Source organism: Variovorax sp. 01T432 (genome assembly GCF_056398605.1).
In genome coordinates this window covers 175,564-189,697 of the sequence record NZ_JBFTPS010000005.1, presented here as the reverse complement: position 1 = coordinate 189,697, position 14,134 = coordinate 175,564, and the positions used below count along the sequence as shown (strand labels likewise).

Here is a 14,134-nt window from a genome sequence, read left to right as displayed (position 1 = left end):
ATCGTCCTGTTGCCAGGGCGCAGGCGTGGGGTTGTCGCCGTCGGTGGCGAAGCCCCCGTCTGACCGCTCGTCAGCTGATCAAAGGGCTCTGCATGGAAGCTTGGCTGGTGAAACCTAGAATCACGTCATGTCCGTCAAAGCCCTCACCTTCCGTGGTCAGCCTGCGCTGCACCTTGCCCTGCCTGGGGGCGACAGCTGTACCGTGGCGCTGCACGGCGCGCAGGTGCTGTCGTGGATCACTGCGGATGGTGTCGAGCGGCTTTACCTCAGCCCGGATGCCGTCTTCGATGGCCACAGCGCCATCCGCGGCGGCGTGCCGCTCTGTTGGCCGCAGTTCAACCAGCGCGGCGCTTTGCCCAAGCACGGGTTTGCGCGCAACCTGCCATGGGAGCAGGAGCGGCAGGACGCAGAGGCCAAGGACGACACGCTCGTGCTCTCCCTGCGGGACAGCGATGCCACCCGCGCAATCTGGCCGCATGCATTTCGACTCCGTCTGGCGGTGACGCTTTCGCGCCATGCACTGCGGGTTGCGCTGACGGTCGAGAATCTCGGCACCGGGCCCTGGTCGTTTGCGGCCGCGCTGCACAGTTACCTGCGCGTGGAAGAGGTCACTACCGCGCGGCTCGAAGGGCTGCAGGGCGCGAACCGCTGGGATGCGGTGCGCGACGACCGCCACGTCGAACTGGCACCCGCCTTGACCTTCGGGACGGAATTCGACAGCGTGTATGTCGCGCCGGTCCGACCGCTGAGGCTTGTACAGTCCTCCAGCACGCTGGAGATTGCGCAAAGCGCGAGCTGCACGGAAACCGTGGTGTGGAACCCGGGGCCCGTGCTGAGCGCCAGGCTGGCGGACATGCCCGACGACGATTGGCGGCACATGCTGTGCGTGGAGGCCGCACGCATCGACGAAGCCGTTCTGCTGAGCTCCGGCGCCAAGTGGCAAGCCTGGCAGCAACTCACGGTCCTCTGACTTCTTCGCCTGAACGAATCCCGAATCCCATGCTCGCCAAACGCATCATTCCCTGCCTTGACGTCACCGGCGGCCGCGTCGTGAAGGGTGTCAACTTTCTTGAACTGCGCGATGCCGGCGACCCGGTCGAGATCGCAGCGCGCTACAACGCGCAGGGCGCCGACGAGTTGACCTTTCTTGACATCACCGCCACGAGCGACGGGCGCGACCTGATCCTGCCCATCATCGAGGCAGTGGCGTCGCAGGTGTTCATCCCGCTTACCGTCGGAGGCGGCGTGCGCACGGTGGCGGACGTTCGCCGGCTGCTCAACGCGGGTGCCGACAAGACCAGCTTCAACTCGGCCGCCATCGCCAACCCGCAGGTGATCGAGGATGCATCGCAGAAGTACGGTGCCCAGTGCATCGTGGTTGCGATCGACGCCAAGCGGCGCAACGCCGAAGAAGCCGCCAAGCGCGGGCCAGGGTGGGATGTCTACAGCCATGGCGGCCGCAAGAACACCGGGATGGATGTCGTCCGATGGGCCAGCGAGATGGTGCGCCGCGGCGCCGGCGAAATCCTGCTGACGAGCATGGATCGGGACGGCACCAAGAGCGGCTTCGACCTCGAACTCACGCGCGCTGTGAGCGAGGCGGTGAGCGTGCCGGTGATCGCCTCGGGCGGTGTCGGCGACCTCGATCATCTGGCCGACGGCATCCAGAACGGAGGCGCCGACGCCGTACTGGCGGCCAGTATCTTTCACTATGGTGAGTTCACTGTCGGCGAGGCCAAGGCCCGCATGGCGGCCCGCGGCATCCCCGTTCGCCTTTGATTGTCCAAGTCCGCGGCTCCGTCAAGTTAATCCACGACAATGCTGCGATGAATTGGCTTGACGAAGTGAAATGGGACGCGAGCGGCCTCGTGCCGGTGATCGCGCAGGAGCAGGGCAGCAACGACGTCCTCATGTTCGCCTGGATGAACCGCGAAGCGCTCGCGAAAACAGCCGAACTCGGCCGTGCCGTGTATTTCAGCCGATCGCGGGCGAAGCTGTGGTTCAAGGGCGAGGAATCCGGGCACGTGCAGACCGTCCACGAAATCAGGATCGATTGCGACAACGACGTGGTTCTGCTCAAGGTCACCCAGCTCGGCCACGAGCCGGGCATCGCCTGCCATACCGGGCGCCACAGTTGCTTCTTCAGCAAATACGAGAACGGCCAGTGGACCGTGACCGAGCCGGTCTTGAAGGACCCCGAATCGATCTATACATCGTCACCAAGATGAGCACGGACGCACCTGAACGCAACGCCGAAGACGCGCTGGCCCGCTTGGCCGCGGTCATCGAAAGCCGTCTGCCCGCCCATGGGGGTGATCCCGACACGAGCTACGTCGCCCGGCTGCTGCACCGCGGCCCTGACGCATTTCTCAAGAAGATTGGAGAGGAAGCCACTGAGGTCGTGATGGCCGCCAAGGATGCCGACCACGGAGGCGACCGGACCAAGATAGTGAACGAAGTGGCCGACCTCTGGTTCCACAGCATGGTGGCGCTCGCCCACTACGGCTTCTCCCCACGCGACGTAGTGGCGGAACTCGAGCGCCGCGCGGGCACCAGCGGCATCGAGGAAAAAGCTCTGCGCAAGGCGCAGGATCGCGAAGCGTCCAACGACTGAGAGGACACCATGGCCAATGACATCGTGACCGTCGAACCGGATGACTCGCTCAAGACCTGGGGCTGGGTCAGCTACATCCTGCACCTGGCCGTGGCGATCGGGGCCGTGCTGCCTGGCGCGCAGGCGTCCATAGGACTGCTGGTGATTGCGCTGGTGATCGATCTGGTCAAGCGCGAAGATGCGGCCGGTTCGTGGCAGGCCTCCCACTTCAGCTGGCGCATCCGCACGGTGCTGTGGGCGGGCGTCCTCTACCTGCTCACCTCCTGGCTTTGGCTGCTGTTCTTGTTGCCCGGCTGGATTGCCTGGGCCTTGATTTCTATCTGGTTCCTTTATCGCATCGTCAAGGGGATGGTGCGCATGAATGCGGGCCGCCCCATGGAGCCGGCCAATGTCGTCTGATCCGAACTGTATTTTCTGCAAGATCATCGAGGGCAAGATTCCCTCGCGCAAGGTCTATGAAGACGACGAACTCCTGGTCTTTCACGACATTGCGCCATGGGCGCCAGTCCATTTCATGATTGTGCCGAAGCACCACATCCCGTCGATGGCGCAAGTCACGCCCGACGACGCGGCTCTCCTTGGCAGGATCATGACCTTGGCGCCGAAACTGGCGGTCGAGCAGGGTTGCCGGCCGTATCCGGAAGGCGGTTTCCGGATCGTCGTCAACACCGGCGCCGAGGGCGGGCAGGAGGTTCACCATCTCCATGTCCACGTCATGGGTGGCCCCAGGCCCTGGCTCAGGGGTTGATATTCAGTGGTGCGGGAATGGCTTCCCGCGCCGACTAAAATTGCAAACATTCTTCAGGAGTAATCCATGGGTTCACTTTCCATCTGGCACTGGCTCATCGTGCTGCTCGTCGTCGTGATGATCTTCGGCACCAAGAAGCTCCGCAACATGGGTTCCGATCTCGGCGGTGCCGTCAAGGGCTTCAAGGACGGCATGAAGGACGGCTCGGCACCCGACACGCCGGTCGGGCCCAACGCTCAAGTGACTGGCAATCCTTCGGCCGACAAGTCGACCATCGACGTCGAAGCGCGTCAAAAGTCCTAAGCCGCATCCGTGATCGACCTCGGCATATCGAAACTGGCGCTGATCGGGGCAGTGGCGCTGATCGTGATCGGGCCCGAGAAGCTGCCCCGCGTCGCGCGCACGGTCGGCATGCTGCTCGGCAAGGCGCAGCGCTACGTCAACGACGTCAAGGCAGAGGTCAATCGCTCGATGGATCTCGACGAGTTCCGAAAGATGAAGGACTCGGTGCAGGAAGCTGCCCGTGACGTCGAGCAGAGCATCCAGTCGGGCGCGAGTGACTTCGAGAAGCAGTTCTCCGAGAGCGGTCAGACGCTGTCCGAGCTTTCAGAACCAACACCGTCCTTCCCCGAATACAAGCATCCCCGCAAGAACTGGCGCCTGAAGCAGGGCGCCACGCCACAGTGGTACAAGGCCCGAAACGGCGTTCGCACGCGTGCGCTCTCGGGTGCTGCGCGCGTGGCGCGCTACCGTCCTCAAAAAATCAACTAGCCGCAACGTCGATCCGTCCGCGCGAAGCGCGCCCCGACCGTCCGCCCGCAGCGCCCCCACATGGCCGATTCCCCCGAAAAGAACAAAGACGACGAACTGGCCGGCACCGAGCAGCCCTTTGTCCAGCACCTCATGGAGCTGCGGGACCGACTGATCTATTGCGTCTACGGGCTGGTCATTGCCGGCGTATTGCTGGCAATCTGGCCTGGTCCGAGCGGATTGATCGACCTGATTGCCGTGCCGATCCGCAACCACATGCCGCACGACGCCAAGCTGATCGCAGTGGGCGTGTTCTCCCCCTTCTTCGTTCCGCTGAAGGCGCTGGGGATGGCTTCCGTGCTGCTGACCCTGCCTTGGCTGATGTACCAGGCCTGGATGTTCATCGCACCCGGTCTCTACAGCCACGAGAAGAAGTTCGCCCTGCCGCTGATCATCTTCGGCAGCTTCCTGGCGTATTCGGGGATCGCCTTCGTTCAGTTCTTCGTGCTGGACAAGATGTTCGGTTTCATCCAGCGCTTCACGCCATCGTCCGTGGCGGCCACGCCGGACATCGCTTCGTACGTGGAAGCCATCCTGTCGCTCTATCTGGCGTTTGGCGTGGCCTTCCAGGTGCCGATCGTCGTGATGCTGCTGGTGCGCTTCGAGATGGTCACCATCGAGAAGCTGCGCAGTTTCCGCGGCTATTTTGTGGTGGTGGCGTTCGTCGTCGCTGCGGTTCTCACGCCGCCCGACGTGGTGTCCCAGCTCGCGCTGGCGGTTCCCATGTGCCTGCTCTATGAGATCGGGATCATCGGGGCCCGCTACTTCGTCAAGCACAGCAGGGCGCCCGAGGAAAGCGAAAGCGCGGATTCGGCCTAGTCCCGGGCGCTGCAATCCGAGGGGGCAGGGCCCTTCTGGACCTATTCGGTTGCGGCGGGCGCTTGGCGGGCCGGGGTCTTGGGTCGCAGGCCCGGCGTCACGTCGAGTTCCATCTTGTCGCTGCCACGTTGAAGCGCAAACCGGGATGCGATGCCGGGCTTGAGTCCCGCCACGGCGGTCAGCAACTCCTGCACATTCCCGACGGCCTTGTCGCCGACAGCGGTGATCACGTCGCCGGGGCGAACGCCCGCCTTCGCTGCCGGTCCGTTCTGCAGGACGCCCGTGATGATCACGCCCGAGCGCGCCTTCACCCCGAAGGTTTCCGCCAGTTCGGGCGAGAGATCGTTCGGCTCGACGCCGATCCAGCCCCGCGTGACCTTGCCTTCCTTCACGATGTCCTGAAGCACTTGCTTGGCGGTCGATACGGGAATAGCGAAGCCGATGCCCAGGCTGCCGCCCGAGCGGGAATAGATGGCAGTATTGATGCCCTCGAGGTTGCCGCTCACGTCGATCAGGGCGCCGCCCGAATTGCCGGGGTTGATGGCCGCGTCTGTCTGAATGAAGTTCTCGAAGGTGTTGATGCCGAGCTGATTGCGGCCAAGCGCCGAAACGATGCCGCTCGTCACGGTCTGGCCGACGCCGAAGGGATTTCCAATGGCAAGAACCTGATCGCCGACCTGGAGCGCGTCGGAGTTGCCGAGAACAATGACCGGCAGCTTGTCGAGTTCGATCTTGAGGACGGCGAGATCGGTGTCCGGATCGGTGCCGATGACCTTGCCGCGCGCATGTCGGCTGTCGTTCAGTGTGACATCGATTTCGTCGGCGCCCTCGACCACATGGTTGTTGGTGAGGATGTAGCCGTCGGCGCTCACGATCACGCCGCTGCCCAGCCCGATCTGTGGCTGAGCTGCGCCCTGGTCGCCGAAGAAGAAGCGGAACCATGGGTCCTCGTTGCGCGGACTGAGCTGCGCCGCCTTGCTGGTGTTGATGCTGACGACGGCCGGCGATGCCTTCTTGGCCGCTGCGCTCAAGCTGCCTGGCGCGATGGCTTGGCTCGATGCCGGCGCTTCGATGACGGAGACCACGCCGCCGAGTGGGGCCCCGCGCATGCCGATCCACTCGGGCTTGAGCGTGGCAACGACGAAATAGCCGGCGAGCAGGATGGTCACGGCTTGGGTGAACAGCAGCCAGGTACGTTTCATGAGGATCGGTCGAGAGAGATGGGGCGACGCCGTCGAAGCGATTGCCAATGAATGCAATTGTCCCTCAATGGTCCCCTTGGGTCGCCAAGGGCATGTTGCTGGCCGGGTACGGGCGGCGGAGATCTGCTGACAGGCAGGGTTTTCCCGCGGCGGCCATCGTCGCAACGGTTGCCGCTCGTGGGCGCGCGTGCCTGGCGTGTCCATGCCCTGTGGCCCCTCGCGTCGCGCGGCCAAGCGCTGCGGGCTGCGCGAGTCGGCGTCACAATGGCGCGATGAGCACCACCCCTCACGAACTTCTGAGTGCGTTCGACTTGCTGCTCGCGCCCCAGCGCTTCAAGGACTATGCGCCCAATGGACTGCAGGTCGAAGGGCGGACCACGGTGCGCAAGATCGTCTCGGGTGTGACGGCGAGCTGTGCGCTGATCGAGGCCGCCATCCATGCAGAGGCCGATGCGATCTTCGTCCACCACGGTCTGTTCTGGCGTGGCCAGGACGGCCGCGTGATAGGATGGATGAAAAAGCGGCTCAGCCTGCTTCTCGGCGACGACGTCAACCTCTTTGCCTATCACTTGCCGCTCGACGCGCATCCCGAACTCGGCAATAACGCGCAGCTGGGCCTTCGCCTGGGCTTGGTCGCGCATGCCGGCGCGACTGGCCGTTTCGGCGATCAGGAACTCGGCTTCCTGGGCGCGCGCGATGACGGCGAGAGCTTCGACGACGGCAAGGCTTTGGCTGCCCACGTGGAGAAGGTGCTGGGACGCTCGGTGACGCTCGTGGATGCCGCTCGCCGGCCCATCCGAAACGTGGCTTGGTGTACGGGCGGTGCGCAGGGCTACTTCGAGGCGGCGATCGCCGCCGGTGCCGACGCCTTCATCACCGGGGAAATCTCGGAACCCCAGGTTCATTACGCACGCGAACTCGGTGTCGCCTTTCTGGCCTGTGGCCATCACGCGACCGAGCGTTACGGCGCGCCCGCAGTCGCCGCGCACGTGGCCTCGCAACTCGGCGTGGCTCACGAGTTCATCGACATCGACAATCCGGCGTGAGCGGCGAAACTTTCCCTGTCACGCCTGTGGCGATCACGCTGGGCGATCCGGCGGGCATCGGGCCCGAAATCATCGTCAAGGCCTTTCGAGACGCGCCAGCAATCCTGCGCGGGTGCTTCGTGGCAGGCGACGTGGGCATCATTCGTCGAGCGGCGCAAGCCCTTGCCGCATCCGGTCGGCCAGCGCTTCCCGTCGCGGTGATCGAGAAGCCGGCCCAGGTCGCAGCTGTTCCCCCGGGTTGCATTCCAGTGCTGCAGGTGATCGATGCGCCTGAAGCCGTCATCGTCCCCGGCGAGATCAGCGCATCGGCGGGGCGCGTGGCTGGCGATTGTGTCGTGTGGGCCGCGCGCGCGGCGCTGCGGGGCGAGATCGCGGCCATCGTCACGGCACCCTTGCACAAGGAGGCGCTGGCGGCGGCCGGCTTTCCCTATCCGGGCCATACCGAGCTCTTGCAGGCCGAAGCTGCGGCTTATCTCGGCCGGCCTCTCGCCGAAGTGCCGGTGCGCATGATGCTCGCCAACGATGAGCTGAGGACCGTGCTTGTGAGCATCCACATGTCGCTTCGCGATGCGATCGAGGCGGTGACGACCGAAAGCGTGCTGCAGACGCTGCGCATTGCGCATCGAGCGCTCTCCTCTGTGCTGGGGCGTTCTCCCAGGATCGGCGTGGCGGGTCTCAATCCGCACGCCGGCGAGGGCGGATTGTTCGGTTCCGAGGAGCGCGACATCATCGCGCCGGCCATCGAGGCCGCTCGTGCGGAAGGCATCGACGCCGACGGGCCTCACGCGCCAGACACGGTGTTCATGCGGGCGCGCGCCAAGCTACCCGATCGCGGTGAATTCGACGTGGTGATCGCGATGTACCACGACCAGGGCCTGATTCCGGTCAAGTACCTCGGCGTCGAGAGAGGCGTGAACGTGACCCTGGGCTTGCCGCTGGTTCGCACCAGCCCTGATCACGGGACCGCATTCGACATCGCGGGAACGGGACGGGCCGATGCATCCAGCCTGGTGGAAGCGGTGCGAATGGCCCGTTCGCTGCTCGTGGGTGCTGTCAGGGGCGCTTGAGGCTGTCGCGGATCTCGCGCAGCAAGGCGATGTCCTCTGGGGGCGCGGCAACAGCCGGTGCTGCCTGTTCCTTCTTCCGAAGCTTGTTGATCTGCTTGACCATCATGAAGATGATGAAGGCAAGGATCACGAAGTTGACCGCGACGGTGATGAAGTTGCCATACGCCAGCACGGCGACGCCGGCCTTCTTGAGATCGGCCAGGTTGTCGGCCACGCCGGGCGGTACCTTGCCAAGCACCAGATAGAGGTTGGAGAAGTCGAGCTTTCCGAACACCAGCCCGACGACCGGCATGATCACGTCCCCGACCAGCGAATCGACGATCTTGCCGAAGGCGGCACCGATGATCACGCCGACTGCAAGATCAATCACATTGCCCTTGACGGCAAACTCGCGGAACTCCTTGAGAACGCTCATGTCTGTCACCTCTTCTGTGTTGGTTGTGCGGACGGCGGCAGTATAGAGGCCGTATCGTCGCGCGCCGCATGCGTGCGCGGCTGTGGCGCGTTGAATTCGCTTGTGACGCTCCGCTACAATCGCGGGTTGACCCAAGCCCCTAGCGAAGAACATTGAGGACCCCCATGAGTGACAGCACCGCCGGCCGCCCCCGGATCGACGCCAGCAAGCGGACATGGTTGATCGCATCAGGATGTGCAGGCGCAGTAGGCGGCGTGGCAACAGCCATTCCGTTCGTGAGCACCTTTCAGCCCTCCGAAAAAGCCAAGGCAGCCGGCGCGCCGGTCGAGGTCGATATCGGTGCCCTCCAAGTCGGCGAGAAGATGACCGTCGAATGGCGCGGCAAGCCGGTGTGGATCCTCAAGCGCTCGCCCGCGCAGATTGCTGAACTTCCCAAGCTGGACAGCCTGTTGGCTGATCCGCAGTCGAAGCGCAATCCTGACGAGTTCACCCCCGAATACGCGCGCAACGAAGGCCGCTCGATCAAGCCTGAAGTGCTGGTCGTCGTCGGCATCTGCACGCATCTCGGTTGCTCGCCGGGCGACAAGTTCCAGCCCGGCCCGCAGCCATCGCTGCCTGACAGCTGGGAGGGCGGTTTCCTCTGCCCGTGCCATGGGTCGACATTCGACCTGGCCGGCCGGGTGTTCAAGAACAAGCCCGCACCGGACAATCTCCCTGTGCCCCCGCACATGTACCTCTCCGACACGCGCCTCTTGATCGGCGACGACAAGAAGAAGGCCTGAGAGGAACAACGACATGGCTGAATTCAAGGAAATTTCCCCCAACGCACCCGCTGGCGAGAAGCTGCTCAACTGGGTCGACAACCGCTTTCCGCTGACCAAACTCTGGAACGATCAGTGGGGCAAGTACTACGCGCCGAAGAACTTCAACTTCTGGTACATCTTCGGATCGCTGGCGATGCTGGTCCTCGTGATCCAGATCGTGACGGGCATCTTCCTGGTGATGCACTACAAGCCAGATGCAGCGCAGGCCTTCGCGTCGGTCGAGTACATCATGCGCGACGTGCCATGGGGTTGGCTGATTCGCTACATGCACTCGACGGGCGCTTCGGCGTTCTTCATCGTGGTGTACCTGCACATGTTCCGGGGGCTCATCTATGGCAGCTACCGCAAGCCGCGTGAGCTGATCTGGATCTTCGGCTGCGCAATCTTCCTGTGCCTGATGGCAGAGGCCTTCATGGGCTATCTGCTGCCCTGGGGGCAGATGAGTTACTGGGGCGCGCAGGTGATCGTGAACCTGTTCTCCGCGATCCCGTTCATCGGCCCCGACCTCGCCCTTCTGATCCGAGGCGACTACGTGGTCAGCGACGCAACGCTCAACCGCTTCTTCAGCTTCCACGTCATCGCAGTGCCGCTGGTGCTGCTGGGCTTGGTGGTCGCCCATCTGATCGCACTGCACGAAGTGGGTTCGAACAACCCTGACGGCATCGAGATCAAGGCCAATCGCGGGCCCGATGGTCATCCGCTGGACGGCATCCCGTCGCATCCGTATTACACGGTGCACGACATCTTCGGCGTGGTTGTGTTCCTGACGATCTTCTCGGCTGTGATCTTCTTCGCGCCGGAAGCAGGTGGCTACTTCCTCGAGTACAACAATTTCATCCCTGCTGATTCGCTGAAGACACCGAATCACATCGCGCCGGTCTGGTACTTCACGCCGTTCTATTCGATGCTGCGTGCGATCACGAGCGAGATGATGTATGCGCTCATCGCCTGCGTGGTGGGTGCCGCAGTCTTCGGTGTCTGGAAGGCGCGTGTCGCGGCTCTCATCAAGGGCGTGATTGTCGTGGCGGCTGTTGTCGTGGCTGCAATGATGCTGTCGATCGATGCCAAGTTCTGGGGCGTCCTTGTGATGGGCGGTGCCGTCATCATCCTGTTCTTCCTGCCCTGGCTCGACAACAGCCCGGTCAAGTCGATCCGCTATCGCCCAAGCTGGCACAAGTACCTCTACGGTGTCTTTGTGATCAACTTCGTGGTGCTCGCCTATTTGGGCGTGCAGCCGCCGTCGCCCATTGGAGAGCGGGTGTCGCAGGTGGGTTCGCTGTTCTACTTCGGTTTCTTCCTCCTGATGCCGTGGTGGAGCCGCCTCGGCGAATTCAAGCCGGTCCCCGAGCGCGTCACCTTTGCCGCGCACTGACCGGGAGAAAACAAGAATGAAGAAACTGATCCTCACCTTGATTGCAGCGCTCGGCATCGTGGCTGGTGCGCACGCCGAAGAAGGCGGCCTCGCCTGGGACAAGGCGCCCAACAAGACGAACGACCTGGCTGCCCTGCAGAACGGCGCCAAGCTGTTCGTCAATTACTGCCTGAACTGTCATTCGGCTGCGTTCATGCGGTACAACCGTCTGCAGGACCTCGGTATCTCCGAACAGCAGATCAAGGACAACCTTCTGTTCACGACTGACAAGGTCGGTGAAACCATGAAGGCCAACATTGATCCGCGGCAAGCCAAGGAGTGGTTCGGCACCAATCCTCCGGATCTGACCTTGGTTGCACGTTCGCGCGCTGGTCATGGCGGCACCGGCGCAGACTACCTCTACACCTATCTGCGCACCTTCTATCGCGACGAGACGAAGGCGACTGGCTGGAACAACCTTGTGTTTCCGAGTGTTGCCATGCCCCATGTGATGTGGGAATTGCAGGGTGATCGCCGCCCGGTCTTCGACAAGGTCGAAGCCCACGGCCATGAGACCGAAGTGTTCAAGGGGTGGGAGCAGGTCACGCCCGGCAAGATGACGCCATTGCAGTACGACCAGGCCGTTGGCGACCTTGTGAGCTACCTGCAGTGGATGGCCGAACCCGCACAGAATACGCGCGTGCGCGTCGGTGTCTGGGTGCTGTTGTTCCTGGTGATGGCGGTGGTCTTCGTATGGCGCCTGAATGCCTCGTACTGGAAAGACGTCAAGTAATTCGATGCCGATCGGGTGCTTCGCGCGCCTGGTCCCGCAGAGTGGGTTGCCAAGGCGACCCACTCTTTTTGATTTTTAGGAGCCTTACGCCATGATGGTCTTGTATTCAGGAACGACCTGCCCTTTTTCCCATCGTTGCCGCTTTGTGCTGTTTGAGAAAGGCATGGACTTTGAGATCCGCGATGTTGATCTCTACAACAAGCCCGAAGACATCAGTGTGATGAATCCCTACGGCCAGGTTCCGATCCTGGTCGAACGCGACCTGATCCTGTACGAGTCGAACATCATCAACGAGTACATCGACGAACGCTTCCCGCACCCGCAACTGATGCCGGGGGATCCTGTCGATCGCGCCCGCGTGCGCCTGTTCCTGCTCAATTTCGAGAAGGAGTTGTTCGTGCATGTTTCCACGCTGGAAAACCGTAGCGCCAAGGGTAACGAGAAGGCGCTCGAGAAGGCGCGCGCGCACATTCGTGACCGGCTGACGCAACTGGCACCGGTGTTCCTCAAGAACAAATACATGCTGGGCGACAACTTCTCGATGCTCGATGTCGCGATCGCACCGCTGCTCTGGCGCCTCGATTACTACGGGATCGACCTCAGCAAGAATGCGGCGCCGCTCCTGAAGTATGCTGAGCGCATCTTCTCGCGCCCTGCCTACATCGAAGCGCTGACGCCGTCCGAGAAGGTCATGCGCAAGTAAATTGCGACACTGCCGGTCATGATCAACGCGCTCGAGTCCTCTTCCACCCGCCCGTACCTGATTCGGGCGCTCTATGAGTGGTGCACCGACAACGGCTTCACGCCGTACGTGGCGGTGCAGGTCGACGACACCGTCCAGGTGCCGCGCGAGTACGTGAAGAATGGCGAGATCGTGTTGAACATCAGTTTCGATGCGACGAGTTCGCTCAAGCTAGGTAACGACTTCATCGAGTTCAAGGCCCGCTTCGCAGGCACGGCCCGCGAGATCAGCGTGCCGGTGGGCCGCGTGATTGCGATCTATGCGCGCGAGAATGGTCAGGGAATGGCCTTTCCCGCACCGGTGCCAGCCGATGGCAGCGCCGGCGCTTCGGTCGTCACGCCTGCAGGGGTGCAACCGCGCACGCCACTGCGTGATGCGTCCAGGGGGGCCGAGGGCGACGCGAGCAAGGTTGTTCACCTGGTGACCGGCGAAGACGGAGAAGAAGCCATGGAGGCCGACGGACCGCCCACGGATCCCGAGGATCCTCCGAAGCCCCCAACGAGCGGCGGAACACGCCCCTCGCTCAAACGCATCAAGTAGACAGCATTTCGTTGGTTGCGCAACAGGTCTCGGCCTCACCGCTAAAATCCACACACCCCGCCGCTTTAGCTCAGTTGGTAGAGCAACCGCCTTGTAAGCGGTAGGTCGTCAGTTCGATTCCGACAAGCGGCACCATCACATAATCTCGAGTCCTCCAACTGTCGCGCCAGCGTATCCGGCTATGCATCGCCGAGCGCTGCAGGCAAGGCTGTCCGGATCACGTCGATGAAGCGGCGCAGTTTGGCCGGATAGAAGCGTGCATGCGGGTAGCTCAGGTAAACCGGCAGTGGTGCAGCCTGCCATTGCGGCACGAGTTGGACCAGCCGCCCCCGTGCCAGATCGTCACCCAAGAGCCAGCTCGACCCTATGCAAACGCCGAGGCCCATGACGCTGGCGCTGCGCAAGGCATAGAGGCTGTCAGTGCTCATCCGCGGCCGTATCGGCACACGGCAGGTTTCGCCGCTCGGTGAATGCGTCAGCAGGATCTCGGTGCGATAGTAGGTGCGCAACGCCAGCCAGGGCAGGGCGGCGAGATCCGATGCGTGCGAAGGCGTCGTCTGGCCAGCCAGCACCGAGGGCGCAGCCACTACGATGCGCGGTACTTCGGAGAGTTTCTGGGCCACGACCGCCGGGTCGCTCACCTCGCCGACCTGGATGGCGCAATCGACACCCTCGGCGATGAAGTCAGGCCTTCGATCGTGCAGAAGCCATTCGACATTCACACGAGGGTGGCGCCGCAAGTAGGTGGCCAGCGGCCCGACGAGCAGCTGCTGGCCGAATGCGTGCGGTGCAACCACACGCAGCGTGCCCTCGGGTTCGTCGCCAGCACCGCGCAAGTCAGCCTCGAAGGCATCCCAGCTCGTGAGCAATTCCTTGGCGCGCTCGAAGCAACGCTCGCCGTCCTCGGTGAGCTTCATTTCGTGGGTAGACCGGCGCAGAAGCCGCAGACCGAGCGAGCGCTCAAGTGCCTGCAGGCGACGGCTCACAGTGGGCTGGCTCGTTCCCATCCGTTCCGCAGCGGCAGAAAGATTGCCGGCCTCGACGATGTGCACGAATGTCTGCATCAACTCGATGCGGTCGGACGATGCGCCGGCTGCGGGGGGTGGTGGAGAGCTTGTGACCATGATGGATATGGGCTCGTTTTATGCGGGTAGCGCATAGAT

At 63.1% G+C, this 14,134-nt stretch carries 19 protein-coding genes and 1 tRNA gene; 17 read left to right on the top strand and 3 right to left on the bottom strand.

The genetic code is table 11. The features are described 5' to 3' along the window. Window positions 1-127: 127 nt before the first annotated feature. From AC1DNF_RS05965 to tatC, 9 genes are all read left to right on the top strand, one after another. On the top strand, window positions 128-970 hold the full coding sequence (locus tag AC1DNF_RS05965; protein ID WP_478147630.1) for a D-hexose-6-phosphate mutarotase: 843 nt from the start codon (window positions 128-130) through the stop codon (window positions 968-970). Between the two features lie 29 nt (window positions 971-999). Beyond that, on the top strand, window positions 1,000-1,779 hold the full coding sequence (gene hisF / locus AC1DNF_RS05960; RefSeq protein ID WP_478147629.1) for an imidazole glycerol phosphate synthase subunit HisF: 780 nt from the start codon (window positions 1,000-1,002) through the stop codon (window positions 1,777-1,779). 47 nt (window positions 1,780-1,826) lie between these two features. Then, window positions 1,827-2,228: a phosphoribosyl-AMP cyclohydrolase gene (gene hisI, locus AC1DNF_RS05955; RefSeq protein WP_478147628.1), complete on the top strand. Its 402-nt coding sequence runs from the start codon at window positions 1,827-1,829 to the stop codon at window positions 2,226-2,228. Then, window positions 2,225-2,614 (top strand): phosphoribosyl-ATP diphosphatase, encoded by a 390-nt coding sequence (locus AC1DNF_RS05950; protein WP_478147627.1) that lies wholly within the window; start codon window positions 2,225-2,227, stop codon window positions 2,612-2,614. The genes hisI and AC1DNF_RS05950 overlap by 4 nt, the downstream gene beginning before the upstream one ends. A gap of 9 nt (window positions 2,615-2,623) precedes the next feature. Then, window positions 2,624-3,013 carry a DUF4870 family protein gene (locus AC1DNF_RS05945; protein WP_478147626.1) on the top strand — a complete coding sequence of 130 codons (390 nt, stop codon included), beginning with the start codon at window positions 2,624-2,626 and terminating at the stop codon, window positions 3,011-3,013. Further along, window positions 3,003-3,362, top strand: coding sequence for a histidine triad nucleotide-binding protein (locus AC1DNF_RS05940; protein WP_478147625.1), 360 nt, complete (start codon window positions 3,003-3,005; stop codon window positions 3,360-3,362). The genes AC1DNF_RS05945 and AC1DNF_RS05940 overlap by 11 nt, the downstream gene beginning before the upstream one ends. Window positions 3,363-3,428: 66 nt before the next feature. Next, window positions 3,429-3,665, top strand: coding sequence for a Sec-independent protein translocase subunit TatA (gene tatA / locus AC1DNF_RS05935; RefSeq protein WP_478147624.1), 237 nt, complete (start codon window positions 3,429-3,431; stop codon window positions 3,663-3,665). Window positions 3,666-3,674: 9 nt separating this feature from the next. After that, window positions 3,675-4,133, top strand: a complete 459-nt coding sequence (gene tatB / locus AC1DNF_RS05930; protein WP_478147623.1) for a Sec-independent protein translocase protein TatB — start codon at window positions 3,675-3,677, stop codon at window positions 4,131-4,133. Between the two features lie 60 nt (window positions 4,134-4,193). Beyond that, window positions 4,194-4,991 (top strand): twin-arginine translocase subunit TatC, encoded by a 798-nt coding sequence (gene tatC / locus AC1DNF_RS05925; RefSeq protein ID WP_478147622.1) that lies wholly within the window; start codon window positions 4,194-4,196, stop codon window positions 4,989-4,991. A gap of 41 nt (window positions 4,992-5,032) precedes the next feature. On the opposite strand, the gene AC1DNF_RS05920 is transcribed toward tatC, so the two are convergent. Next, complete coding sequence (locus AC1DNF_RS05920) at window positions 5,033-6,193, bottom strand: S1C family serine protease (RefSeq protein ID WP_478147621.1); 1,161 nt, start codon at window positions 6,191-6,193, stop codon at window positions 5,033-5,035. A gap of 272 nt (window positions 6,194-6,465) precedes the next feature. On the opposite strand from AC1DNF_RS05920, the gene AC1DNF_RS05915 reads away from it, so the two are divergent. Continuing rightward, on the top strand, window positions 6,466-7,239 hold the full coding sequence (locus tag AC1DNF_RS05915) for a Nif3-like dinuclear metal center hexameric protein (protein ID WP_478147620.1): 774 nt from the start codon (window positions 6,466-6,468) through the stop codon (window positions 7,237-7,239). After that, complete coding sequence (gene pdxA / locus AC1DNF_RS05910) at window positions 7,236-8,306, top strand: 4-hydroxythreonine-4-phosphate dehydrogenase PdxA (protein ID WP_478147619.1); 1,071 nt, start codon at window positions 7,236-7,238, stop codon at window positions 8,304-8,306. The genes AC1DNF_RS05915 and pdxA overlap by 4 nt, the downstream gene beginning before the upstream one ends. Here the strand turns inward: pdxA and mscL are convergent. After that, window positions 8,293-8,721 (bottom strand): large conductance mechanosensitive channel protein MscL, encoded by a 429-nt coding sequence (mscL, locus tag AC1DNF_RS05905; RefSeq protein ID WP_478147618.1) that lies wholly within the window; start codon window positions 8,719-8,721, stop codon window positions 8,293-8,295. The two genes, pdxA and mscL, sit on opposite strands and share 14 nt — an antisense overlap. Window positions 8,722-8,885: 164 nt before the next feature. Between mscL and petA the strand changes: the two genes are divergently transcribed. From petA to AC1DNF_RS05875, 6 genes are all read left to right on the top strand, one after another. Beyond that, on the top strand, window positions 8,886-9,503 hold the full coding sequence (petA, locus tag AC1DNF_RS05900) for a ubiquinol-cytochrome c reductase iron-sulfur subunit (RefSeq protein WP_478147617.1): 618 nt from the start codon (window positions 8,886-8,888) through the stop codon (window positions 9,501-9,503). A 13-nt stretch (window positions 9,504-9,516) separates the two neighbouring features. Next, window positions 9,517-10,917, top strand: coding sequence for a cytochrome b (locus tag AC1DNF_RS05895; RefSeq protein WP_478147616.1), 1,401 nt, complete (start codon window positions 9,517-9,519; stop codon window positions 10,915-10,917). 16 nt (window positions 10,918-10,933) lie between these two features. Next, window positions 10,934-11,689: a cytochrome c1 gene (locus tag AC1DNF_RS05890; protein ID WP_478147615.1), complete on the top strand. Its 756-nt coding sequence runs from the start codon at window positions 10,934-10,936 to the stop codon at window positions 11,687-11,689. Between the two features lie 91 nt (window positions 11,690-11,780). Then, the gene (locus tag AC1DNF_RS05885) at window positions 11,781-12,392 is read left to right on the top strand and encodes a glutathione S-transferase N-terminal domain-containing protein (RefSeq protein ID WP_086920943.1); all 612 of its coding nucleotides are present in this window, start codon (window positions 11,781-11,783) and stop codon (window positions 12,390-12,392) included. A gap of 18 nt (window positions 12,393-12,410) precedes the next feature. Next, on the top strand, window positions 12,411-12,971 hold the full coding sequence (locus tag AC1DNF_RS05880) for a ClpXP protease specificity-enhancing factor (protein WP_478147614.1): 561 nt from the start codon (window positions 12,411-12,413) through the stop codon (window positions 12,969-12,971). 59 nt (window positions 12,972-13,030) lie between these two features. Continuing rightward, window positions 13,031-13,106 (top strand) — tRNA-Thr (locus tag AC1DNF_RS05875). A gap of 44 nt (window positions 13,107-13,150) precedes the next feature. On the opposite strand, the gene AC1DNF_RS05870 is transcribed toward AC1DNF_RS05875, so the two are convergent. Further along, window positions 13,151-14,095, bottom strand: coding sequence for a LysR family transcriptional regulator (locus AC1DNF_RS05870; RefSeq protein ID WP_478147613.1), 945 nt, complete (start codon window positions 14,093-14,095; stop codon window positions 13,151-13,153). Window positions 14,096-14,134 lie beyond the last annotated feature (39 nt).